General features: G+C 41.2%; 18 protein-coding genes. 3 read left to right on the top strand and 15 right to left on the bottom strand.

Annotation, left to right across the window (positions count from 1 at the left end; all coding sequences use genetic code 11):
• Positions 1-4 precede the first annotated feature (4 nt).
• The 10 genes from H8B06_RS04695 to H8B06_RS04650 form a co-directional block, all read right to left on the bottom strand.
• Positions 5-1,069 (bottom strand): LacI family DNA-binding transcriptional regulator, encoded by a 1,065-nt coding sequence (locus tag H8B06_RS04695; protein WP_190993154.1) that lies wholly within the window; start codon positions 1,067-1,069, stop codon positions 5-7.
• Between the two features lie 190 nt (positions 1,070-1,259).
• On the bottom strand, positions 1,260-2,858 hold the full coding sequence (locus tag H8B06_RS04690; RefSeq protein WP_190993153.1) for a beta-N-acetylhexosaminidase: 1,599 nt from the start codon (positions 2,856-2,858) through the stop codon (positions 1,260-1,262).
• A 29-nt stretch (positions 2,859-2,887) separates the two neighbouring features.
• On the bottom strand, positions 2,888-4,207 hold the full coding sequence (locus tag H8B06_RS04685; protein ID WP_190993152.1) for a sugar MFS transporter: 1,320 nt from the start codon (positions 4,205-4,207) through the stop codon (positions 2,888-2,890).
• A gap of 30 nt (positions 4,208-4,237) precedes the next feature.
• A complete protein-coding gene (locus H8B06_RS04680; protein ID WP_190993151.1) occupies positions 4,238-5,788 on the bottom strand; it encodes a beta-N-acetylhexosaminidase in 1,551 nt (516 codons plus the stop codon).
• A gap of 39 nt (positions 5,789-5,827) precedes the next feature.
• On the bottom strand, positions 5,828-7,021 hold the full coding sequence (gene nagA / locus H8B06_RS04675) for an N-acetylglucosamine-6-phosphate deacetylase (RefSeq protein ID WP_190993150.1): 1,194 nt from the start codon (positions 7,019-7,021) through the stop codon (positions 5,828-5,830).
• A 28-nt stretch (positions 7,022-7,049) separates the two neighbouring features.
• On the bottom strand, positions 7,050-7,811 hold the full coding sequence (locus tag H8B06_RS04670; RefSeq protein ID WP_190993149.1) for a 6-phosphogluconolactonase: 762 nt from the start codon (positions 7,809-7,811) through the stop codon (positions 7,050-7,052).
• 73 nt (positions 7,812-7,884) lie between these two features.
• On the bottom strand, positions 7,885-8,667 hold the full coding sequence (locus H8B06_RS04665) for a glycoside hydrolase family 16 protein (RefSeq protein WP_223857477.1): 783 nt from the start codon (positions 8,665-8,667) through the stop codon (positions 7,885-7,887).
• Positions 8,668-8,687: 20 nt separating this feature from the next.
• Entirely contained in the window at positions 8,688-10,127 is a 1,440-nt protein-coding gene (locus H8B06_RS04660; protein WP_223857476.1) for a CBM96 family carbohydrate-binding protein, read from the bottom strand.
• Between the two features lie 40 nt (positions 10,128-10,167).
• A complete protein-coding gene (locus H8B06_RS04655) occupies positions 10,168-11,541 on the bottom strand; it encodes a RagB/SusD family nutrient uptake outer membrane protein (RefSeq protein ID WP_190993147.1) in 1,374 nt (457 codons plus the stop codon).
• A gap of 11 nt (positions 11,542-11,552) precedes the next feature.
• Positions 11,553-14,615, bottom strand: a complete 3,063-nt coding sequence (locus tag H8B06_RS04650) for a SusC/RagA family TonB-linked outer membrane protein (protein WP_190993146.1) — start codon at positions 14,613-14,615, stop codon at positions 11,553-11,555.
• Positions 14,616-15,090: 475 nt separating this feature from the next.
• Here H8B06_RS04650 and H8B06_RS04645 point away from each other — a divergent pair, with 475 nt between their 5' ends.
• Positions 15,091-15,291, top strand: a complete 201-nt coding sequence (locus tag H8B06_RS04645) for a DUF6965 family protein (protein ID WP_190993145.1) — start codon at positions 15,091-15,093, stop codon at positions 15,289-15,291.
• Positions 15,292-15,353: 62 nt separating this feature from the next.
• Here H8B06_RS04645 and H8B06_RS04640 read toward each other — a convergent pair whose 3' ends face one another.
• Positions 15,354-17,147, bottom strand: a complete 1,794-nt coding sequence (locus H8B06_RS04640; protein ID WP_223857475.1) for a DUF4091 domain-containing protein — start codon at positions 17,145-17,147, stop codon at positions 15,354-15,356.
• 137 nt (positions 17,148-17,284) lie between these two features.
• Between H8B06_RS04640 and H8B06_RS04635 the strand changes: the two genes are divergently transcribed.
• Both H8B06_RS04635 and H8B06_RS04630 read left to right on the top strand, forming a co-directional pair.
• Positions 17,285-18,922, top strand: coding sequence for an ABC-F family ATP-binding cassette domain-containing protein (locus H8B06_RS04635; protein WP_130139773.1), 1,638 nt, complete (start codon positions 17,285-17,287; stop codon positions 18,920-18,922).
• An 86-nt stretch (positions 18,923-19,008) separates the two neighbouring features.
• A complete protein-coding gene (locus H8B06_RS04630; protein ID WP_190993144.1) occupies positions 19,009-19,905 on the top strand; it encodes a sugar phosphate isomerase/epimerase family protein in 897 nt (298 codons plus the stop codon).
• Here H8B06_RS04630 and H8B06_RS04625 read toward each other — a convergent pair.
• Genes H8B06_RS04625 through H8B06_RS04610 form a run of 4 tightly spaced genes read right to left on the bottom strand, consistent with a single transcriptional unit; the run spans position 19,898 to position 24,529 of the window.
• Positions 19,898-21,400, bottom strand: a complete 1,503-nt coding sequence (locus tag H8B06_RS04625; protein WP_190993143.1) for a M14 family zinc carboxypeptidase — start codon at positions 21,398-21,400, stop codon at positions 19,898-19,900. The two genes, H8B06_RS04630 and H8B06_RS04625, sit on opposite strands and share 8 nt — an antisense overlap.
• A gap of 51 nt (positions 21,401-21,451) precedes the next feature.
• Positions 21,452-22,789, bottom strand: a complete 1,338-nt coding sequence (locus tag H8B06_RS04620) for a dihydroorotase (RefSeq protein WP_190993142.1) — start codon at positions 22,787-22,789, stop codon at positions 21,452-21,454.
• A gap of 51 nt (positions 22,790-22,840) precedes the next feature.
• Positions 22,841-24,031: an NADH-quinone oxidoreductase subunit D gene (locus H8B06_RS04615; protein ID WP_190993141.1), complete on the bottom strand. Its 1,191-nt coding sequence runs from the start codon at positions 24,029-24,031 to the stop codon at positions 22,841-22,843.
• Positions 24,032-24,037: 6 nt separating this feature from the next.
• On the bottom strand, positions 24,038-24,529 hold the full coding sequence (locus H8B06_RS04610; RefSeq protein ID WP_190993140.1) for an NADH-quinone oxidoreductase subunit C: 492 nt from the start codon (positions 24,527-24,529) through the stop codon (positions 24,038-24,040).
• Position 24,530: the final 1 nt, after the last annotated feature.

The raw sequence follows: 24,530 nt of genomic DNA, 5'->3' as shown, positions 1-24,530 counted from the left end.
ACAATTAGTTACGATAGAATCGTTGATTCTCCCGATGAATGATATCGATAGGCATAAAATATTCCTTTTCCTGTTTTTCTTCAAACATAAGGTATCGATATAGCGCTTTTACCCCACGATAAGCTTGTTCCTGTGGTTTTTCACAGATTAAGAAATCAATCACACCTTTATTGAGAAAATCAATATTGCGTTGCAGAAAATCGTACCCTACCAATAGAATATCTTCTTTTTTCTTTTCTAACAGGTATCTTGCTACTAATGAAACCCGCGAGTTCGTCACAAAGATCAACCGTATGTCTGGATAACCTTTTAATGCAGCCGCAACAGACTTCTTAACCGATTGATAATCGGTATCATACAGATTTCGTTTTATGATTCTGCTCGAGTTATTTGCGTTAAAATATTTCGTAAAACCTTCTTCTTTTTTAAGGATATGATAATCCGATTCAATATCTTTGGCTATGTTCATTAACAATATCTGATCCGACTCGCCTACTAAGTAATCTACCAAATGTGCCGCCGTATACCCACTATAAAAAAGATCTGGCCCGAAATAGCTGAGATTCTTCCTGTTCGGAATATTTGAGTTCATAAATACAAACGGAATCTTCCTTTTTTGGCACGCATCTGTAAACGTTATAGCTTCTTCTATAAATGCCGGGGCGATTAAAACACCATCTACAGATTCGGATCTCAAGATTATTTCTGTTTGTTTCACGAACGAGTCTTTATTGTTCATGTCATAAAACAATTTTTCAATTTTGACATTATAAAGCATAATCTCATTTTCTGCCTGTATTATTCCCTGTAATGGCACGGTCCAATAATCCGTTTCCTCAGAAACTTCTGGAATAAGCGTATACAGATTCATTGTTTTGGATGATGCCAATCTTCTAGCTAGAATATTGGGTTTATAATCCAGCTCTTTAATAATCTCGTTGATCTTTTGTTTGGTTTTCTCCGATACACCCGATCTATTGTTTAACACCCTATCCACGGTTGCAATAGAAACGTTTGCCCTACGTGCAATTTCTTTTACACCAACAAGTTCTTTTTCACCCTTTTTCATATATAGTGTATTATGCTAATACGGAAAATCAAACCTAAATAAATTCATTTTTATATGCAATTTAATTGCGCATAATATAAAATGAATTTATTTCGCTCTCCTCTGCAATAAAGGGCTATTTTATAGAGGAAATATAGTGAATATCTTACATTCATTTGGATGCGTCATCATAAGCGTGACTGTTCTGCTTTCATCTGGAGCCGATAGATTCGCTAATCTGACATAAGCCCTTAGCATTCCAATAGGTAATTAGCGTCTGTATATTTTTTTCAAAGCGTTGAAAATCCTTGTTTTCAAGACGAGTCCACCCCACCTCGGCATATGCAGCCAATCTCGGATAAATATGCTCATTAATAGCTGTTACCGTGGGAGTCCATTCACTCCACATCTGACATCCTAAACCCAATATCCTATCCTGATATTCCAAAGGAAGTCCTGCTGGTATCGGTTCGAAGCTATACGACTTCGAAAGTGGTATTTTGTTATAATCGTAATCTAGATAAGTATAATTATGATAGGAATTCACGACATCGTGTCCCTTTTTTACGGCGTCAGTAATTAAGTCAACATCCCCTTTCCAAAAGTGTACAATTGCATTTTTAGCTAACGGCTGTTTAACCAAAACATCATCACTGTTAACATAATCATGTAGCTTAACGCCCATGATTTCATTCCAGCCCATTACGCGCTTTCCTTTACGCTCTACAAACCTTGAAATCTCATTTGTAAACCAAACCTGAAGCTCGGCGTAGGAAGCAATATCGTTTTCTTTCATAAAGTCATTTACCTTTTTCGATTCCTTCCATTGGTTATGACGAACCTCATCCCCACCAATATGAATAACTTTTGAAGGAAATAGAGCCATGGTTTCTTCCAGTACGTCCTTTAGAAAGTTTCTGACCCGCTCATCACTCACATCAAAGATATCATACATGACACCAAATTTTGCCGGGACGCTAATAATCGTGTCTTTCTTGACACCCAACCACGGATATGCGGCAATGGCTGCGCTCGCATGTCCCGGCATCGCTATTTCCGGCACAATTGTGATGTGCCGTTCCGCCGCATATTGTATGATATCCTTTATTTGTTCCTGTGTATAAAATCCCCCATAAGGCTTCCTATCATACACTGTACTTTTCGTCCCGGTTGGCCATGTACCGATCTGCGTAGAATCTCTCTTCGAACCAATTTCAGTCAATAATGGATACTTCTTGATTTCAATGCGCCAGCCCTGATCGTTCGTTAAATGCCAATGAAACGTATTCAGTTTCAAAAGAGCCATTTCGTCCAAAATATCCTTCACGGCCTGTGCGCCATGAAAGTGACGGGATTCGTCCAACATAAAAGCACGCCATTTAAATGCAGGCGTATCCTTAATCGTTAAAAGCGGGAGTTGAATAGACTCCAATAATAACTGGTTTAAACTTTGCATTCCGTAAAATAGACCCGTCTCCGTCTGCGCTTTTATTTCTATTTTATCTTGGGTCACCGATAATGCATATGATTCGTTATTTTCCGATGTATCGTTTGTTAATTGCAAGTAAATCGGATAGCTCTTTTTATCCTTCTTTACACGAATTCCCCGTTCAGCAAGTAGCTTTTGTAAATAACCATTTTGGCTGGAATTACCGCTGATATTGACCGCTCTATTTAAATCAACGAATCCCTCCTGTCGTACAACAGTGTTCGGATAAGGTGTGATATTGATTTGCGACTGCGCATAAGATAGATTTCCTGCCATTATACCAAACAGAACAATAATGACTAAGATCGCGTGCTTTTTCATATAATATCTTGTTATTAAATTCAATTTTATTATTTTTTCCAGGTTTTCAATTTAAATCCACGATAGGCATAGAATATCAAATACAGGTAGCAGGGAACCAATACCCAATAGGCCTCTTTCAATCCATGCGTATCCGCCAGATACCCGTATATTAAAGGCATAATCGCATTTCCACACAGCCCCATAATCAATAGAGAGGCTCCTATCTTGATGAACCGTCCCAAATTATCCAGCGCCAAAGGCCAGACTCCGGCCCAGATCATCGAATTGGCAAACCCCAATAACACGATGAACCAAACAGAAACATCGGTATCGTGCCCTAATAAATGTATCTTGCCTTCCACCAATATAACCAGCATACTCAAGATCAATCCAGAGACAGTACAAACCCTTAAAGCCGTCAATTGACTCATAAATTTCGGGATAAATGCTATTCCCAACAGATATCCAATAATAGTAGCCGTCAATGTATAGGAAGGAAACACTTTGGCTTCCAAAAAAGGAATTCCTGTACTGGCAACATAGTTAATGATACTGTCCACGGCAATTACTTGTGATCCGACATGGAAAAAAATCGCAAAAGCACCTAATACGAGATGGGGAAATTCAAGAATACTATTCTTGCTCGCATTCGATATCGCCATCTGCTCATCTTCTGTTTCTGTATCGATTTCGGGTAAAGGCGAATAACGAACGAAGAGACCAAGCAATAACAGAACGGTTGCGACTACGGCATAAGGCCCAATTACACGGGCAATCAGTTCATCCAGCACCTGTTCTTTTTCAGGACCTTGCATTAAACTAATCTGTTCAAATAACGCGTTATCGGAAGAACGCAGAATCACAGCAGCAAACAACAACGGGGCGACAATCCCGGCCAGTTTGTTGCATATCCCCATAATACTAAATCGCTGTGCTGCCCGCTCTTTATCGCCTAAAATCGTAATATAAGGATTTGCAGCGGTCTGCAAAATAGACAATCCAACGCCCAATGTAAAAAGACCTGTCAAGAAGATCGGATAAGCGCGAGAAAATCCGGCTGGAACAAAAAGCCCTGCACCCAATGCCATAATAAAAAAGCCCACCATCATTCCTTTTTTAAACCCTATCTTTTTCAAGAGATAACCGGCCGGTAATGACATGACTAAATAGGCAATATAAAAAGCAAAAGCGACAAGATATGACTGAAAATGATTGAGTTCACAAGCTATTTTAAAATAGGGTATCAAAATAGCGTTGACCCATGTTACAAAACCGAAAATAAAGAATAGCATCCCGATGATCGTAATGGAGATGATCGTATCTCTTTTACTCAAAGAGGATGCCGCTACTGTCTTGTCCTGTGCCATGATATCAGTTGATTATTTGTGTACGACATGTCATTTGTTTTGCTTATGCCGGGCCAAGCGCTCATATAGTACCCGGATCTTACTGTTTCTTAATTCATTTTCCTGCGCTATTTCGGCATCATACAATAAATATCTATTCAGGACAGCGAAGCGTCTGTCCAACGACGCTGTATCGATAGCTTCCAGCTCCTTTAATAAAGCCTGTACATCTTCCTGCTTGAAATTTGATGCATTGGCCCTTATTTCGATGGTCATATACGTCAAGTATTGTAGCCGAATATCAGCCATTAAGCGGTAGTGTTCAAACTCTTCTGGATTTTTACGCGGCCGTAGTTCGTAAAAAGTTTTTGAAACGATCTGCGCGCTATCTAATAAAACGTTAATATCAAGCCCTTCTTTACTGATTTTCCCTTGATTGATTTCATATGGTATAGCTCGCAAAGCTTCCCAAAACCGTATGGCCTGCTGATCATCAAAACCATATTGTTGTTTCGCATAAGACGTTACAAACGTATGAACATCCAATGCTTCGGTATGATTAACGCCCTGAAAGTAAGCATCAATCAATAGGTTAAATCCTGAAATTGGATACACGCGACGGATCGTATATAAATCTACAATATCGCGGGTGGATTCCCAGAGCGGGGAGTACAATCCCGATGTAGACCAAGAAGTCATAATCATACCCTGGTAACCAAATTCACGGGCCAATGGAATAAAATCCCGTATATTATGAAAATGTTTTTCCCATTGTGTCAAAAAATAATTATCTGGATGACTTCTTATTGACGGCGCGCCCCATATCTCGAAACCACTTTTCAATAAATTGTCATGCTTGCCAAACATATTGATATCCCATCCATAGTTCCAATCAACAAAAACTGTCTCTTTGGGTAAACCCACCAATGCATCAGGGTATTTTAAGGCGATATCTGCCCAGAGTACAGGGCGTTTACCTAGACTGACGACAATATCACAGAGCAGTTTGATATAGTCACCATAGAGTCTTCCCTTGCCTACTGTCTCCACTTTCTTTTTAGATTCAGCAGAATGTCCCAATAAATAAGTTTCATCTCCACCGATATGAATATATTCGGAAGTGTGCGTGGAAATCAAATCCGTATATAGGCTCGTAAAGAGTTCTTTGTTTAATTCTTCCCGAAGTGGATTAACTTGCGAATAATCTTTTTGATCTTCCCGCAGATCTTTATACCGATAGTGCCGAAGGATATACTCGACATGACCAAAGCTCTGTTGCAAAGGTACCACATCAAGCCCCAACGAATCGCAATAAGCAATAAAATCCACAACCTCTTCTCTCGTATAAGCAAATCTATTGGGGATAAGAGGATGATCTTGAAATGGATAAGTCGCCTCCCACTCCATGATTAGCGTATTCAACCCGTTATCTTTCAACTTTTTAGCAAAGTCCTTTAAAGCCGGTACGGTCATCACCTGAATCCTGAGGTCTAAATGAAAACCCTTTACCTTAAAATCCTGAAGCTTATTGTTCTGCGCGAACAATGACATCGATATGATGAGAAATCCTATTCCAAAAAGTAGACTTATATATTTATTCATCCATATAAAATTTTAAAAACGTATTAAAAAATATCCTGTTTAATCCTCTTTCTTATACTTTAGCTCGCCGGCGACTATCGTAGCCATCACGCGGATATCCTCATCAAATAACACAATATCAGCATCCATACCTGCCGCCAAATGCCCTTTTTTATCCAGCCCCATAATCCGAGCTGGAGTAGATGTCATCATTTGCACCGAATCCAGGAGAGCTACATTTCCCTCCCGCATCATTGTTCGCACCAAGCGATCTGCCGTAGCTACACTTCCGGCAAAAGCAGATCTGTCCATTAACTTTGCTACACCATCCTCCACGATAACCCTTGTACCTTCTTGTTTGCCGCCTAATATACTTTCTCCTTCAGGCATGCCTGCGGCGCGCATGGCGTCTGTTATTAAAGCTATCCTATCTGTACCTTTAATCTTGAAAACCAGACGAAGCAAGGGCGAAGGTACATGAATACCATCGGCTATAATTTCGACGTCCATCCCGTCTATTAAATATCCCGCTTCTATCGCGCCGGCATATCTGTAGGCATTTCGCCTCGTTATTCCGGACATCGCAGAATAAAAATGGGTAGCCAGCGTATAGCCGTTATCAAACGCCGCCTGCACTTCTTCATATATGGCATCTGTATGTGCTAAAGCTAATAGCTTATTTTTGGACTTAACATATCGGCCGAACGCTATGGCGCCGGGCAATTCAGGCGCGGCGCTCCATCGTACGATATCATCTGAGTATGCCAAGATTCTTTCATATTCCGCAGGATCCGGATGACGAATGTATTTGGGATCCTGCGCGCCTTTTTGGCTAAGAGCAAAGTATGGCCCCTCCAAATGAACGCCTATAAATTGTGCGCCTTGGGCATTGATTTCTTTTGCCGCCTTGTAAGCATCTAATGTCCGAAACAACGCTTCCATTGTACTGGTCAACGTGGTAGGGCATAAAGCAGTCGTACCGTATCTGAGGTGCGTCTCTGCTACACCCAAAAAGGCTTCCACTGTTCCATCCATAAAATCATGTCCTCCACCACCGTGCACGTGCATATCAATAAAACCCGGCGAAATATATAAGCCTTTCGCGTCGATCGACAATATTTCTGCATCTACATGGGCGGGTTTTCCGATACCTATGTCGCATATAATACCATCTTTAACATAGAGATAGGAATTCTCCTGAATAACCTCCGGACCAATTAATTTCCCATTAAATATCAACAAATTGCTCTTCATATTACACGAATTAACAACAACTATAATACTAAGCCTTCAAGATAGCAACCTCACTATACGCTTCTTTATCGAAAAAATACTGACAGTTCGAGTGTTTGCGCAATATCGTTGCCGGCCAAGAAGCGTCAATAGCACCAAATAACGCCTGCTTGACAGCCTCCTTTTTATGTGCTCCTACGACAACGCAAAATAAGGCATTACCCCGTAGTAAGGTAGGTATGGTTAACGTCAAAGCTGTTAACGGCACATCGCCCAGCTTCGAAAAGCAGCCATCATTCACCTGTTGTTGCCGACATACAATATCCAGATCTACCAGTTTGATCATGTCGGGATCATTAAAATCGGCCACTGGCGGATCATTAAATGCCAGATGGCCATTTTCACCGATGCCCAAACATACAATATCAATAGGATGATTTTCGATCAACTTAGAAAAACGCGTTATTTCATCTTGAACGTTTCCATTTGTCGATATTGTATATTTTTCCGCTAGTGCTACTTTCGAAAAAAGATTTCTTTGGAGGTATTGAGAAAACAACTGCGGAGCGTTGTCAGCAAGACCAACATACTCATCCATATTAAACGCTGTTATCTTGTTCCATTGGATTTTTTCAGACTGGGTAAGGTATTCCAGCATATAATCTTGTGAGGGTGCCGCTGCGAATATCATTCGGATATGCTGCTGCTGCTCCTGTAACTGTATAATCTTTTTTTCAATCGCCTGCCCAGCAGCATAACCCGCCTGCTTAGCAGATGAAAAAACATGGACATTCTTCAAATATTCTGACATCTTCTTTTTATTTATTTTAAAAGCACCTTCTAGTTCGCTTACATACAAACTTTCCTTGATCAACCCGTATAAACTAAGTAGGGTTTTTAATAAATTCTACCTTTTCTATAATTATTTCCTGGTCTTTGAAATCCGATGGAGCGACACCACGGAACAGCCATAAATTCATACGTAACCGTTCTTCGTTTTCCGGAGGAATATCTCCTCCCATGTACGTCCATTCGTGTATTATATTTTCAACACCGGATGTTAGCCCGTGCCCTTGTAAACTGATAAATTCAATTTTATTCGGTTGCCAATTGAAGGCATGTGTGGACTGCATACCCAATAGATGGAGATCATAACGTTCTTTATTTCCCGCTTTTTCAGATGGTTGCACAGCAAACTGCGAATCCTGATTGTCTGCTACTCCCCAGCGCGAAAACTCAATATCAATCTCTTCATTATCGTTCTTATAGGTAAACAGTCCAGCTACGACTTGTTTATCCAGCTTGCTCACATCACTCGAAATATAAAATACATACTTACCATATCCCATGCTCCGGCGTAAAATAACACCGGAACAATACCATATCCCTCCTTTTTGTACAATTTTCAAATGTAACCGTCCCTGTTCATCTACCCATACATTTTCCTGGGTATCGGAAAACAAATTTGGCCCAGGTCCTTGCTTTGCTTCCCCAGTCGTGCGCACGATCCAATCAAAGCCTGAAAAAGAGATGATTCGGTCTATTGTATTGGTATCTGGATCTGGTTCATTGGCAGCGCCTTTAGAACAGGATACATTAAACCATATCATACCGAAACACAACAGAATACAGCATAACGAACTGAAATAAAATTTTCTTGACATCATAAATATTTACGGTTATCTAATTATTGTATATTGATAGCCACCTCTATATCTTCAATAAGCCCTCCAGACCGATCTCTGGCAGACAATAGTAGCGTGCTCGGTGCATTGTTTTCTCCGTCATGAATGAACAGAATATTTTTCAAGTCAATATCTAACTGTGTAAATCGATCTCCCGCTCGTAGTATATTCGCCCCTTTGATTAGCCATCCGTTTGGTGATATTGCATCAACCGTGTAAACAATATCGGCTGCGGCCGATCCACTGACCTCCAAGACTTCGTTGTCCAGCACAAACACACCTCCATTAGATACATTTATACCCGTATTGGCGTCCAGCGTCAACGTACTCTCGCCTGATGCCAAAATGGAAATCAACATAGGTGGATCCATCGTGTCGTGTTCTTTTGAAGCAAGGTCTGTCGTTTCGTCCGAACCCGCTTGGGCATCCAGCATAAATGTCACACGCCCTTGTTCTGCATTTGATTTATAGAAATCTGTAATATCAAATACAAAAGGCTGTCCGGCAACTGCCATATAACTTGCAACAGGACTATTTCCTGCAGGAGGTTTTTGGGCATTATTGAAATTGATCGCCGTTTCTGTCCAGTTGTATCCAGGTATATCATACAAATAGGTAAATACACCTTTACCGTGTGTAAAGACGGTCTGTATCTTTAATTGCATATCGGTAACCACCCCTTCTTTCTTAAAATCATTAAAATCAAACATCAGGTAAGCACGGCGGTCTACTTCACTATTTCCTGTCACATTTTTGACCCGTAAAGTTGTAGCAGTACCAAAATTCTGTGATGCCGATGGCGGTCCATTTACGTAAGAATCATGAAGTGCATAAATCGTATCCCGAATAAGGTTCGGATTCGGTGCCTCGGCATCCCCTGTTGGTGCGGAATAATAGACAACCGAATTCACGATATGGATCACCCCATTGGTCGGCTCTATATTAGACGTACGAATTTGCCATTCTACATTAGTACTCTCATTAATAAGCCCTATATAGCTGGTATTATGTGAAAGATACATGATCTGACCATTCTCCGTATCGTAAGCAATTGGGCGATTACTTGGTGCCAAGGCCGGATCGGTAAAAATAACCCGATCTTTGACCACGTGATAACGTAATATATTACGTAATATCGGAAGCGGAATCTCTTCTACGTCGCTATATCGGTTTTCTTTTAAGTAAGCTCTAAATGCCGCATTGTTTGGCAAGATGAACGTCCGAGCGTCCGAGCTCTGGAATAAAGACTGAACTTCTGCGTAAGCAATTGCCTGCCGTAAGAAAGACAGCGAATCATGCTGTTGGATATACGTCCACGCATCCACATCTAATTTACCATCAACATTAGACGGCTGATATTTGAAATCTTCTTGTATTTCACAGCTGCCCATTAATCCTAGAATCGCACAGCAGAACAGAAGAAGATGTCTTATTGTTTTCATATTTTTCATGTTCGTCATATTTTTAAACCAATTGAAATGGCTACTTGTAAAACTCATTTTGAACAATATTTGGGTTCCGGTTAATCACATCTTCATGAATAGGCCACACAAAATTTCGGGTATCGCTGATGGAATTAATAGGCCCCATAACTTCGATTACTTTCCCGTTCCTAACCAGATCAAACCAGCGATGGCCCTCGTAACACAATTCGATAGCACGCTCATGTAAAACGGCAGATACCAAATCACCGTACATACCGTTGGCATCTGACAATTCTAGATTTGGCAACCCTGCGCGTCTTCTTATTTCATTCAATAAAGGGAGTGCCAAATCCGGTTCATTAAGATGAGCATGAGCTTCTGCTTTCAACAAAATAATATCAGCCAATCTGACCATGACAATATTGTTAGCAGACGGATCGGGGCTCTCGTCATTAAATCCTTCTCCAAAAAACTTCCATATCTTACGCGGTTGGGCTTGTGTAAGATCATAAATACGCGTTTTCCGAAGATCGTCTTCTTCAAATTCATCTCTAAATTTCAAACTCGGAAAGTAATAGCTGTCTGAGCCTAATGCATAGATAACCCGTAAAGAATTGGTCTGGATTTCATTGTAGCCGATTTCAAAAATGCTCTCGTTGCTCATTCCGTCCGAGAATATTTTGTTCCAGTCTTGAATGGATACCAGGGAATAAAACGGGCTTTCTATAACACGTTCCGCCGTCGTGATGGCCTCTCTATATTTTTTGCGCCACATGTACACCTGTGTCAAAAATGCGTCCGCAGCTCCTTTGGTCAAGATCACCCGGTTCCGTGCGCCTGTATAATTATCGGCGCAATAGGTAGATGCATATAGCAGGTCCTCCTCAATCATATCCAATACCATTTCCTGATTTGTCCGTTCCGAAAAAATATTTTGCTGAACACTTTCAAACGGTTCCAGAATAAGTGGGACATCGCCCCATACACGTACCGCATAAAAATAAGCGATAGCACGTAATGCTCTTGCCTGTCCTATCAGCTGATTACGCAATCCCCCTTCTTCCGATTCAAAGACTTGGGGAACATACTTGATCGCATAATTAGCTCTGCTGATAACGGTATACAGATTATCCCAACGAGCGGATTGGATGACTGGTGTAAGTCTGTTTTGCGTCAACGCAAATGGATCTTCAGCATGATTCGTTGCCACCGCATCTGCTCTCCCTTCACCCCATAGCGCGAAATTCTGACGGAAGGCCGATTGCATGGAATTATAGATACCATATACACCTGCCTGCGCATCGCTTGCATTTTTATAGAACCCTTTAGCGGAAAAACCGCTGATCGGTTCTTTATCTAAAAACGAGTCTGCACATGAACTAATTAGAACAATCAGTGTGCACAGCAGAAATTTTATATTCGTATTTTTCATAATATCATCTATTAAAGCCCAATATTTAACCCAAAAATGAACATCCGATTTTGTGGATAGGAACCTTGATCCACACCAACACGCAAACCGGAGAATGAATTAACATCAGGATCAAATCCGGTATACTTTGTCCACGTGATCAAATTAGTCCCCGTCACAAAAGCATCAACCTTGCGCAGACCGATCCGGTTAATCAAGCTGTTGGGGAATGTATATCTTAAATTCACATTCTTTAATTTGATATAAGAACCATCTTCAACCCACCGACTGGACACCCGACTATCGGTCTGCATAGGATCGTCCCTAACCGGTTTCGGATAACTTGTAATATCCCCCTGCTCCCGCCATCTATTTAGTGCATCTGCTGACAAGTTGTTGTAGCGTACAATAGAATTTCGTTCCTGATTAATGGAACTGTAAATATCATTGCCGTACGAAAATTGGAAAAACACATTCAATGAAAAGTTTTTGTAAGTGAAATCATTACCAAAACCTCCAAAAAACTTAGGCTCTGCTGTACCAATGATTTGGCGGTCGTCCGGATTAATAATATTGTCACCGTTTAAATCGTGCCAAATAGGATCACCACCTTTAAATACCGGGCCTAATGCACCATGCGTGATCGCATTCACATTATCCGCATCACGGGCGTATACGCCATCAAATCGCCATCCATAGAAAACGCCGATAGGCAGCCCCTCCTGTAAAATATGGTAGCTTCCATTTTGGATATATCCATTTGTCAAAAGCTCCTCTGGAAGTGATAAGACCTTATTTCTGTTTAAACTGATGTTCAGGTTTGTCCCCCACGAAAACACATCACGGGAAATATTTTTTGTGGTCAATAAAAACTCAACACCACGATTTTGTATACTACCGATATTCTGCATAAAGCTGCTAAATCCTGTCGTGGTAGGAATAGGAACGTTATATAGTAAATCGTCTGTATTTTTAATATAGAGATCGGTTGTAAACGTAATCTTATTTCCTAGAAATGCTAAATCCAAACCAGCATTATATTGAGTCGTCGTTTCCCAGGTCAGTCCCTCGTTAGGCATTACTGTCGGAGCGGCTCCCGAGAAATCCAGATAATTGGCTCCCACCATAAATTCTCCCTGAGAAGTATAGTCTCCGATGGCTTCATTACCTGTTTTACCCATACTGAAACGTATTTTACCATCATTAACTGCACCGATAGTAAAGAAATCTTCTTGAGAGAAGCGCCAGCCAACTGATGCCGAAGGAAAGTAACCAAAACGTTTTTGCCTACCAAATCTAGAAGAACCGTCAGCACGGAGGTTGACTTCCGTCAGATATTTTCCTTGATAATCGTATGACGCACGACCAAAATAAGACATCATCGCGTGTTCAGAAGCCACATTGATATCTACGCCATCCGCATCCTTATTGGAAATTGTTCCTGCGGCATTCAGTGTTCTGATATTATCACTTGGGAAAAACGATCCGTTCAATCCCGTACGGTCATAGCGCCAGTTTTGTAAACTAAAGCCCAATAAAGCCCCGAAATTATGATCTTGATTGAATGTCTTTGCATAACGCAAGAAACTTTCACTACTCCAGGTCATGTTCGTGATACTCCGGACCGCACCTGTGTTGTAGCCTTCTCTATAATCCAGTATTGTTGGCATGAATTCCTCTTCTTTCATGGAGGTGAAGTCGAAGTTTAAATTACTTCTAAACGTTAACTCAGGAATAAATTCGTACTCCAGGTATTGACTACCTATTATCCGGTTACTTTTGTTTAGATTGGTAGCATATTTTGCAATTCCTACCGGATTTCGCCTTCCCAAACTATATCCGTTTAGCGAACCGTCTGGCAAATACATAGACATAATAGGCGGACGTATCAATAATTCCCGGATTACACTCAGATTGCCCGCGCCTGCAGCATTAATTCTATTATTCAAACTATTTGTGTAGGCAATACTTTGTCCTATTTTTAATTTATCCGTCAGATTAAAATCCGTATTCAATCGAGAAGTTAGCCGCTTAAAATTGGAATTCAGAATGATACCATCCTGATCTAAATAGGACGTACTCCATGCATATTGCGTTGTTTTGCTGCCTCCTCGTACAGATAAATCTACTTTATACTGCGGTGCCACACGCATTAATTCACGCTGCCAATCTACATCTCCATTATTCATCGCACTTAACGAATCCAAAATTGTCCAAAAAGGTTCTTCAGGATTATCCATATTATTGTAGGAGTCAATAATAGCCTGGCGATATTGTGTGGCATTCAAAACGCTGAGTTTCCGCGGCAATTCGCTTACGCCCGTCGTAAAATTCACATCAACAGTGGCTTTACCTTCAGCTCCTCTTTTGGTCGTAATCATGACCACACCATTGGCTGCTCGGGAGCCGTATATAGCCGTGGATGCTGCATCCTTTAATATCTCAATTGACTCAATATCTCCGGGGTTTATGGCGGCCAATGGATTTAAGCCAAAGCCTTCTGTACCATTAAGATTGGATAGCGATCCCGATTCTATCGGAATACCATCAACTACGAAGAGTGGATTATTACCTGAATTCAGGGATGAATTGCCTCGAACCCGAATGGTCATTTCCCCTCCCGGTGCACCGGAATTAGACGTGATTTGTACACCCGCAGCACGTCCTTGTAAAATCGATATAGGGTCCTGTAACGCTGTTTTTTCAATTTCCTCATTGTTTACGGAAACGATAGACCCTGTTAAATTTCGTTTTTTCTGACGACCATAACCCACTACCACCGTTTCTTCCAATTCATTAAACGAAGTTTGTAAGGTAACATCAAGGACAGATCTTCCGCCAATGTTGATCTCCTGGGTACTGTAGCCTAAAATCGAAAAAACTAAAACAGTTTGATCAGTCACTCCTTGTAGGCTGTATGTACCATCTTGGCCAGAGCTGACTCCCTGTGATCCGCCTTTGACGGTAACAGTGACGCCGGACATGGCAGCTCCCGTTCGGGCATCCGTAATCTTACCGGACACCATTCTTGTTTGTGCTAGCACACTATGAAACAAGAGAAAATTAAGGGCAATAATGGTTATCCACTTCATCATCGCCAACTTTCTTTTTAGAGCAAAAGAAATTTTAGGATTGGTTTCTAAAGTCATATATTCATTTTTTCAAGGTTATAAAAATTAATAGTATGCAATTTTTCTTATCTGAATAGGTACTCTTTTTCCTTGTTGCAATATCTTCGGTTACGTTACCGGAACAATATTAATGCTATTTTAGTTAATCTTTAATCGCTCGAAATACACCTTTTTTGATTAACAATTACAAAGCGTCAATTTAATCGTGTGTTATGTTATTTTTTATTATGCTCTGCTTTTAAAATTTCTTCTATTTTTCGGCCTATAAAAATTCCGGTTACGTTACCGAAATAATATATAAACGTCGTTAGTTTGACACTAATATCGAAATACATTTTTAAAAATCAAAAATTTAATGCTATTTTTTTTCTTTACGAAAAAAGCGTTAATGACTACTTAATGTGTTCATTAATAGCCAAAGTTTCCTATTTTTGGTTCTATGATCACAATAGAGGAATTGAAAAACGAACTTTTAGGAAAATCTTTTCCTGAACGGGTAGAGATTTCACAAGAACAGGTAGTAGTAGATGTAGATACCTTCCTGAAGATACAGTTTATCGAAGCAGAAGCCTGGAAAAAAGATTTGGAAAAATGTCCTGCTTATTTGCGGTTAATCAAATTTCGAGAAGCTGTAAGGTAGTATGAATAGAGGGTATCTTATAATGAATAAAATCCCCTCTATTTTATCAAAAGTATTTATTTTTATCGCGCTAATTGCACCGAAAGTTCGTTAAGCAATGCTTTCGCATCATTGAGGTCTTGATTCCACGTGTCGTTGCGCTTCGTAATCTTCAATTTCTGGATGGCGGTTTCCAACCGATCCAAGTTTGTCCGATCTCCCTTGTCCTCCAGCACCTGCTTCACCACCTGAATCTTTGTATAATCCTGAATCCCTTCTAATAAACGCTCGTAACGAATCGAACTTCTGGCATTCGGATATACAATATAAGTATCCCCTGCGGGCCAGGTACGGAAACGGGAATCTAACAATGGGTTTTCTACCCAAGAATTGAATGCCCAACGCAACATACCGTCAAAATGTGCGGCTTCCGCAAACCATGCGAGGAGAACAGATTCCGCAGGATCAGAAAAAGTAAACTGATTGGGGAATGCATTGCCACAATAGATATAAAACGTCGTATTCAATCCACGTGATTGACGGTCTCTGAGATCCTCTTCTGAGAACGGATGCCCTAACGCAATGCTGATATCATCACTATTTGGATAGCGCTGGTAAGTTTTTTGGTTATCCGCATAAGAGACGCCCAATTCTGGCGATACTTTTTGCAACAAAGACAAAGCTCCATCCACTTCTTCCCGAGTACGTTCGTCAATAGCAATATTTGTTTTTTCCAACCAACCTTTTTCCCGAAGGTGTTCTACGAAATCCTTTAAGAACGGTGTCCAGAACTCCTCAAATACAGGCGTACCCGGTTTTGCTTCTACATTTACCCATTCGCCACTTGCCTCATCTTGATAATGAATTTCATTATTCCAAGGAATAATAGAATAGCAATTTATCATCTTATTAATACCGAGATCCAGCATAAACTGTACCCACCGATCAAAAACGCTGTAATCATATTTCCAAGAGCCGTCCTCTTGTTTCGTCCAAATAATCATATCTGCATAAGGATCGAATGTCTGCACATTCCAAGGATCTTTGTTAAGCGTTGTTGTAATTACCTTTTGTCCTATATCAGCTAACATCTGCATCTGTGGCTTCAGTGCCTTAAAATGTTCATCAGACCATATTTCGAGCCCTTCTACACGTGCCACCGCAGAAGGATGCTGCCATTGATCTAAATGATAAGTCCATTCCGAGGGCTTCGGCAGAACGTGGTCGATAACCTGTAAAGAAAGGTCCAGTTCCTGCGTAGGTACGTCAATTGCTTTCACTTGTACTTTTGCTGTATAGTTTCCCGGCTTTGCATCCTCTGGAATGCGCACGGTTACCCAAACAGGCCTTACTTTCTTTGCTTCGAGGTTAAAAGAAGAGAGATTATCCAACATATCTGGAGAAAGAGACGAAGCAAAATCTTCCGGTTTGCGGTAACCACATCCTCCAGCAAACTCATCGGTCATCACATAGCGAACGAAACGGGCGGAGGCAATATCAGCCGGTAGATAGCGACCATCGGGCATACGAAAACCCGATATTTCTACTTTTGCATCCGCAATTTCGGCATTTGTCCACAACAATATTTGCGCAGAAACACGTTCTCCTCTCCATCCTATCACCGACTCTTGCTTTTGTACAGCAAAGTCCGGAGCCATAGATTTCGGAAAGCGTTTGTCAATCGTCACAAAGGAAGCCTGCAGTCCATTCTCTATCCTAGACCAATCGGACAATGTATCTACCGTCGGATCGGACAATTCTTCAAAATTGACCAATTCGAATGGCGTGCTCCGCTCCTGCTTCTGTTGATTTTGGACACATGCAAAAGTCATCCCCAGTAAGATAGTACCGTATACGCCCCCTTTTAATTTACTCATATTGACGTCCATCATAAATAATATTACAAGCTAAACTTAGGGAAAATGGTCAGCACCTACAAACCTTATTGAAACACAATCGATTGCTTAAAAAGTTAGCCTCTTAAAATCCCGTAAATAAAGCGTATCTTTGCCGCATGATTAATGTATCCAATTTATCGCTTCGTTTTGGGAAGCGCGTGCTGTTTGAAGATGTAAATTTGAAATTTACATCTGGGAACTGTTATGGAATCATCGGTGCCAACGGTGCCGGAAAATCGACATTCCTTAAAATCATATCCGGCGAGGTTGATCCGACGACGGGTTCAGTGTCTTTTACGCCGGGTGAGCGTATGTCCGTACTGAAACAGAATCACTACGAGTTTGACGAATTCACCGTTCTCGAAACAGTCATGATGGGCAATCAGGAACTCTATAAAATAATGAAAGAGAAAGATGCCATTTACATGAAAGAAGACTTTACCGATGCAGATGGGGAACGCGCCGGCGAACTGGAAAGTCTTTTTGCGGAAATGGACGGTTGGAATGCAGAAAGCAATGCCGCTACCCTATTGAGTAATTTAGGCATCAAAGAAGATCTTCATTATAAATTAGTCAAAGAACTAGATGGTAACGAAAAAGTACGGGTGCTTTTAGCACAGGCTTTATTTGGTAATCCAGACATCTTGATCCTCGATGAGCCTACCAATGACCTGGACATCAACACGATTGGCTGGCTGGAAGATTTTCTGGCGGGATATGAGGCTATTGTCTTAGTCGTATCACACGACCGCCACTTTCTAGATCATGTCTGTACACATATTGTCGACATCGATTTCGGTAAGATGAACATCTACACAGGTAATTATAGCTTCTGGTATGAATCTTCTCAGCTCGCGTTGAAACAACGTGCAGATCAAAACAAGAAGATGGAAGATAAAGTCAAGGAGTTGCAGGAGTTTATCCGTCGCTTCTCGGCAAATGCCTCTAAATCTAAACAGGCGACTTCCAGGAAAAAAGCGCTGGATAAACTCAATGTAGAAGAAATCAAACCTTCGAACCGAAAATATCCGGCGATTATGTTCAACCAGATGGACCGCGAGCCGGGCGACCAAATATTGCATGTAGAGGGGCTAAGTAAAACTGTCAACGGTGAGGTTTACTTTAAAGATGTTACGTTCATGATCAATAAAGGTGACAAAATCGCTTTACTATCGGAAAACTCTTTAGTCACCTCCGCTTTCTATGATATCTTAGCAGGTCGTGACAAAGATTTTGGGGGCCAGTTCAAATGGGGGGTTACCATTACGGCAACCGATATGCCGATTGAAAACGCCGAATATTTTGAAGGCCGCGATGAGAATCTTGTGGATTGGCTTCGTAACTACACCTCAAAACCCGATGCAGACGAACAATTTATTCGTGGATTCCTCGGAAAAATGTTGTTTTCCGGCGAAGAGGTTTTAAAAAAGGTATCTGTATTATCCGGTGGGGAAAAGATGCGCTGCATGTTCTCGAAAATGATGCTTCAAGGTGCTAATTTCCTGCTATTCGATGAACCTACAAACCACCTTGATTTGGAATCCATCACCGCACTGAATAATGGCATGTTGGATTTCAAAGGATCGATGTTGTTTACCTCGCGTGACCACGAGTTGACACAAACCGTAGCAAATCGAATCATTGAACTAACGCCCAATGGTGTAATTGACAAGTTAATGTCTTACGATGAGTATATCAATTCAGATGCTGTGAAAGCACAACGCGAAGAGATGTATGGCAAAGTAATTTCTTAAATACAAACTCCTATAAAAAATAAGGGGAAATGTACGTTTCCTCTTATTTTTTATTACTTTGGCTTTCTAAACTTATAAAACAGACCATGAAACTAAACACATTATCCTCGCTTATGTTGGTAGCGGGAATTGCCTTATTATCTTGTTCTTCTGGAACAACTTCTTCAACCACACAAGTAGAAGATACCTTGCAGGATACCCTCGGTTATCCCGAAGAACATGTAAACTGGAAATTAGGCGCACAGGCGTACACCTTCAGATTATTCACTTTTGCGGAAGCACTGGATAAAATCGATAGTGCCGATTTACGCTTTGTTGAAGCTTTTCCAGGACAGATTGTCGGCGCCGGAAATGAGGAAAAATTCACTTATACCCTCTCAGAAGAAGGACGGGATCTGGTGCGGAAACTCTTGGCCGACCATAATATTACACTACATGCTTTTGGGGTAGTAAATGGTAAAGATGCTGAAGAATGGGAACAAATTTTTGCTTTTGCCCAAGATATGGGTGTCAAGGTCATCAACTGCGAGCCCAAAGAAGAGCATTTGGACATTGTCTCTACCCTATGTGAGAAATACGATATCCGTGCTGCGATTCATAACCATCCAGAACCTTCAACCTATTGGAAGCCAGAAGTCGTTTTAGCAGCACTGGAAGGAAGAAGTCCGAAAATGGGTGCGGCAGTCGATGTTGGCCACTGGATGCGCTCGGGATTAGACCCGGTAGAATGCCTAAAAAAATTAGACGGTAAGATTATACATTCACACTTTAAAGATTTGAATGAGTTTGGTGATAAAAAAGCACACGATGTGCATTGGGGAACTGGTAAACTGCCTATCAACGAGGTCATCGAAGAATTGAAAAGGCAAAACTTTGACGGGATGCTTTCCGCAGAATATGAATATAACTGGGAGAATAATCAAATTGATGTTGCCCAGAGTGTACGCAATTTCCGCGAACTATTAGCAGCATCAGCTAATTAATCCAGTTTTTATAAAAATTTTCCTGTGGTGGTTGACTTAAATCGATAAGATAACCGTTGACCACCGCATATTTCAACGTTGCGCCATCCCCTACAAAAAAATTACTTGTTCCGGTCAGCACAATTTTAGCTGTAGGCACAAATTCAGCATGGGCAGAAACAACCAACGGAAGATTATGTAATCGATCCGATCCTCTTGAGGCTACCCTAACCGCAATATATCCCTCTTTCAACAGCTCTAAAGCTCTACTATTACTGATATCATCAACTGTTTGAAAAACTTGCGGATACACTTTTCCTTGCACGAATTTCAGCCCATCTACATCTATTTCATCGTAACCATACGTACCTTCTAGATCTCCTATATCTTCTACCCACCCCCGTACACAATAATCCCGTTCCACAGTCAATTCGGCCCGACGAATAGCAATGTCTGTCCTTAACGGTACACTATCCGTTCCCAAATCGATCTGACGGATGATCACATCATGCAGTTGAGAAGCATTAAAAGGTATATCATCGTAAGCTTTATAATTGTATTTTTTATACGAATCTTGTGCTATTTCCAATAAAGCGTTTAAGATAATGGCAAAATTAAGCCGTCTTATTTCCTGCTTTTCAGGATCGCCTTTTAAGCCGCCTGATTCAATTAACACCGTACTCGCTCCCCAGGCCTGGAAATTGTCACCGAAACCACGTGGCGAATGCGTATCGTCATACTTCGCCACCGCATCAGGAACATATTGCTGCAAGAGGTTATTCATTCCCACAATCAACTGCATTGCGCCTTTCCGGACGTCGTTAACTTCCCTTTCTGTATTATACGCCGGCGCAAGCACCGCTATCGTTACCGGATTTTTCGTTCCGGGCACATTATAATATATACTCTGATCGTGTAGGTTAAAACCATAGTTTGGCTTAATTTCTTCCGCCATCCGCCGCAAGAGTTTCGCTTCTACTGTCTGGTTGGCACGTGCATCACGATTCAAATCAATGTATTGTGCATTTCGCCGTATAAAACGTTCCGCACCATCGGGATTGAGCATCGGGATAAAATGAATAGTCAAGTTATCCTTGAGACTATTGCGGATGGAATCAAAGCCGTCATCCTCGCCTTCCAAGAAATTGAAGATATCGAACAATGCCTGCGTTGCCGTAGGCTCATCCCCGTGCATCTGCGACCAAAACATGACCTTTTTATCTCCACTACCATATTGAAGTTTATAAATCGCACGGCTTTCCACCGATTTACCTATCTCTTCAACCTGCAATATCTCCTTCGCTTCATGTTTTTTAACCAAGTCCACGACATCTTGATGCTTAAAACGTCTGTGTGTTAAAGCTCCTTCCCTATATGTTTTATATAAGCTGTTGTAAGCCGTTGTATCCAACGTCATCGCGTCTGCATATCTATTTGATTCACCAGTAATCGTTGTTTGATGACAAGCCTGAAGACCGGCAGTGATTATACATAAAAGAAATAAGGTCTCTTTCATAACATTTCAATAACACTATAACTATCCATGCACGGTACATGAGTCGTGTTCCTACCGATTAAACAATAACCGATGCCCTGTACCTACTTCAATAATCTTGCCATCTGTATAAGCAACGTTTCCGGAGACCAACGTGTGGACTATAGTAGACGAAAAGGTATGCCCCTCAAAAGGTGACCAGCCACACTTGGACAAAATATTATCTTCAGAAACCGTATACGGCCTATCAAGGTCTACCAACACCAAATCCGCCCAATAACCCTCTCTGATAAAACCTCTGTTTTCCACCTGAAACAGTTCAGCCGTATTATGCGCCGTTTTTTGTACCACTTGCTCCAATGTAATTTTACCCTGCTTTACAAAATCCAACAACGCTTGGAGCGCGTGCTGTACTAACGGACCGCCCGACGGTGCCTGTGCATAAGGTTTCGATTTTTCTTCGAATGTATGAGGCGCGTGATCAGTGGCAATGACATCGATATGTCCATCTAATACGGCTTGAAAAACACCGTCCCTATCAGCTGCTGTTTTCACTGCCGGATTCCATTTAATAAAGTTTCCCTTTTCTTCATAATCTGCGTCGGAGAACCAAAGATGGTGTATGCAAGCTTCCGCCGTAATTTTTTTCTCCTTTAAGGGAATAGAACTCACAAACAATGCTGTCTCTGCGGCCGTCGAAATATGTAATATATGAAGACGGGCATCATGCTTTTTAGCAAGTTCCACCGCTTTAGAAGAAGAAAGATAACAAGCCTCTGCTGTTCGGATAAGTGGATGCATAAAAGGTTGAAACCCCTCTTCACCATATTCTTCCTTAAAAGCTTGAAGATTGCGCTGTACGGTCATTTCATCTTCACAGTGTACGGCAATCAATGTCGGGGCTTCTGCAAAAATCTTTTCCAACGTTGCCTCATTATCAACCAACATATTACCGGTAGAGGAACCCATAAAAATCTTGATGCCACATACATCACGTGGGTTCGTTTTTAAAACCTCGTCTAGATTGTCGTTGGCGGCTCCCATAAAAAACGAATAATTTGCCAATGATTTTTCGGCAGCAATATCGTATTTGTCCTGCAACAATTTTTGGGTCAACGTGTTCGGAACAGTATTTGGCATTTCCATAAACGACGTCGTTCCCCCTGCAACCGCAGCCCGGCTTTCATGCCAAATATCCGCTTTATAGGTTAGGCCTGGTTCACGAAAATGCACCTGGTCATCGATTAATCCCGGCAGCAAATATAAACCCCGTGCATCGATCGTCTGGTCAGCAGTATGGTTGATTTCTTCAGCGATCATTTCGATTCGCCCATTACTAATATATACATCGCTCAAAAAAGTCCTTCCTTCGTTGACAATTTGTGCAGATTTTATGAGAATTGATGACATATCGCGTTATAAATTATGAGTTATGAATTATGAGTTATCCCTTGTCCCTTACTATCTATCTACTTCCCCCAATACAATATCAATAGAACCTAATATAGCGATTAAATCTGCTATAAGTTGTCCTTTACCCAGTTCGGGTAACACCGAAAGGTTGTTAAAGCTGGGACCTCGCGCTTTCACCCGTTTCGGCACATCTGTTTTTTCTTGTGTTACAAAATGAAAACCTAATTCTCCTTTGGGGTTTTCGGCACGAACATAATATTCTTGCGCTTTTAAGTTTACCTTTTTTGGAACTAATCCTCGGGGATCGAAATCGGGTGTCCTTTTAAAATCTGTCTGAAGCCTTTGTAAGCACTGTTCTATAATTTTCACAGACTCTTTCACTTCCTCTACCCGTACTTTATAACGATCCCAGCAATCCCCGAGCATTCCCATCTCTCCCTTTCCAACTGGAATTTCAAACTCCAGTTCTGGATAAACACTGTACCCATCTACACGTCGTAAATCCCACTTAATGCCCGACGCTCTTAGCATCGGCCCACTACATCCATAATTGATCGCAACGTCGGCAGGCAAAGCCCCGATATTCGCCGTACGTGAAATAAATATCTGATTATTGGAAAGTAAATCATCCAGTTCTACTAACTTAGGTTTGAAATAATCTACAAATTCCTGGCAGCGTTTTTCAAAACCGACAGGCAGGTCATAGAACAAGCCGCCCACCCAAATATAATTGTAGAGCATCCGCGACCCGGAAGCCCATTCCAGCATATTCATAATGTGCTCCCTATCCCGAAAGCACCACATAAAAGGTGTGAAAGCACCAATATCAATTCCGTAAGTACCAATAGCAATCAAGTGGGAAGCAATACGATTAAGCTCACAAACCAATACTCGTATATACTCTACACGTTTTGGCAACTTGTTCTCTATCTTGAGCATACGCTCCACTCCCATCACAAAAGCATGGCTGTTGTTCATGGACGACAGATAATCTAACCGATCTGTAAACGGGATGGCCTTTCCGTAGTTCATCGATTCAGCATGCTTATCGAAACAACGATGGAGATATCCTAAATGCGGAATAATATCCTTCACCACTTCTCCATCCGTAATCAACTCCAAGCGTAATACACCATGTGTAGATGGGTGTTGCGGCCCCATATTGATGACCATTTCCTGCGACGTTATCGCAGCAATCTTCTTCTTATAATTTTCCAGTCCTTCCGTATAACGCGTCATCTCCTTCTATTTAATAGCTATTCCATGATATGTTTCGGCATCTTCGTAATCTTTCCGCAGCGGATATCCCTGCCAGTCGTCCGGCAAAAGAATACGTCTTAAATCTGGATGCCCTGTAAAGAATATACCCATCAGATCGAACGCCTCCCTTTCGTGCCAATCGGCTGTACGCCAAACAGTCGCAACAGAGGGAACCTCGGGCAAATTATCAAACCGACGGTCGTTCTCGATTTCGACTTTTAGCGTAAGTTGCGTTTGGTAAGGAATGGATGCTAGGTGGTATACGACACCAAACCGTTGTTCGGGGTGATAATCTACTGCCGAAATATTAGAAAGGAAATCAAAATAGTATCCCTCCGTATCACGCAGCAAAAAAGCAGTTTCTACTAGGTTATCAATATGAATGACTAAGATAGGCTGCAAATTTTCTTCCTCTATACGAACAATAGCTTGTTCACCAATATTGTTAATTATTAAATCTGTTACTCTGTTTATCATG

Source organism: Sphingobacterium micropteri (assembly GCF_014692515.1).
In the GTDB taxonomy this organism is placed as follows: domain Bacteria; phylum Bacteroidota; class Bacteroidia; order Sphingobacteriales; family Sphingobacteriaceae; genus Sphingobacterium; species Sphingobacterium micropteri.
Note: the sequence above shows the minus strand (reverse complement) of the source record. Positions and strands in the feature narration are given on the sequence as shown.

Coding starts and splice junctions, on each gene's coding strand:
- H8B06_RS04695 (WP_190993154.1), bottom strand. CDS start 1,069: ATGAAAAAGGGTGAAAAAGAACTTGTTGGTGTAAAAGAAATTGCACGT.
- H8B06_RS04690 (WP_190993153.1), bottom strand. CDS start 2,858: ATGAAAAAGCACGCGATCTTAGTCATTATTGTTCTGTTTGGTATAATG.
- H8B06_RS04685 (WP_190993152.1), bottom strand. CDS start 4,207: ATGGCACAGGACAAGACAGTAGCGGCATCCTCTTTGAGTAAAAGAGAT.
- H8B06_RS04680 (WP_190993151.1), bottom strand. CDS start 5,788: ATGAATAAATATATAAGTCTACTTTTTGGAATAGGATTTCTCATCATA.
- nagA (WP_190993150.1), bottom strand. CDS start 7,021: ATGAAGAGCAATTTGTTGATATTTAATGGGAAATTAATTGGTCCGGAG.
- H8B06_RS04670 (WP_190993149.1), bottom strand. CDS start 7,811: ATGTCAGAATATTTGAAGAATGTCCATGTTTTTTCATCTGCTAAGCAG.
- H8B06_RS04665 (WP_223857477.1), bottom strand. CDS start 8,667: ATGATGTCAAGAAAATTTTATTTCAGTTCGTTATGCTGTATTCTGTTG.
- H8B06_RS04660 (WP_223857476.1), bottom strand. CDS start 10,127: ATGAAAACAATAAGACATCTTCTTCTGTTCTGCTGTGCGATTCTAGGA.
- H8B06_RS04655 (WP_190993147.1), bottom strand. CDS start 11,541: ATGAAAAATACGAATATAAAATTTCTGCTGTGCACACTGATTGTTCTA.
- H8B06_RS04650 (WP_190993146.1), bottom strand. CDS start 14,615: ATGATGAAGTGGATAACCATTATTGCCCTTAATTTTCTCTTGTTTCAT.
- H8B06_RS04645 (WP_190993145.1), top strand. CDS start 15,091: ATGATCACAATAGAGGAATTGAAAAACGAACTTTTAGGAAAATCTTTT.
- H8B06_RS04640 (WP_223857475.1), bottom strand. CDS start 17,147: ATGAGTAAATTAAAAGGGGGCGTATACGGTACTATCTTACTGGGGATG.
- H8B06_RS04635 (WP_130139773.1), top strand. CDS start 17,285: ATGATTAATGTATCCAATTTATCGCTTCGTTTTGGGAAGCGCGTGCTG.
- H8B06_RS04630 (WP_190993144.1), top strand. CDS start 19,009: ATGAAACTAAACACATTATCCTCGCTTATGTTGGTAGCGGGAATTGCC.
- H8B06_RS04625 (WP_190993143.1), bottom strand. CDS start 21,400: ATGAAAGAGACCTTATTTCTTTTATGTATAATCACTGCCGGTCTTCAG.
- H8B06_RS04620 (WP_190993142.1), bottom strand. CDS start 22,789: ATGTCATCAATTCTCATAAAATCTGCACAAATTGTCAACGAAGGAAGG.
- H8B06_RS04615 (WP_190993141.1), bottom strand. CDS start 24,031: ATGACGCGTTATACGGAAGGACTGGAAAATTATAAGAAGAAGATTGCT.
- H8B06_RS04610 (WP_190993140.1), bottom strand. CDS start 24,529: ATGATAAACAGAGTAACAGATTTAATAATTAACAATATTGGTGAACAA.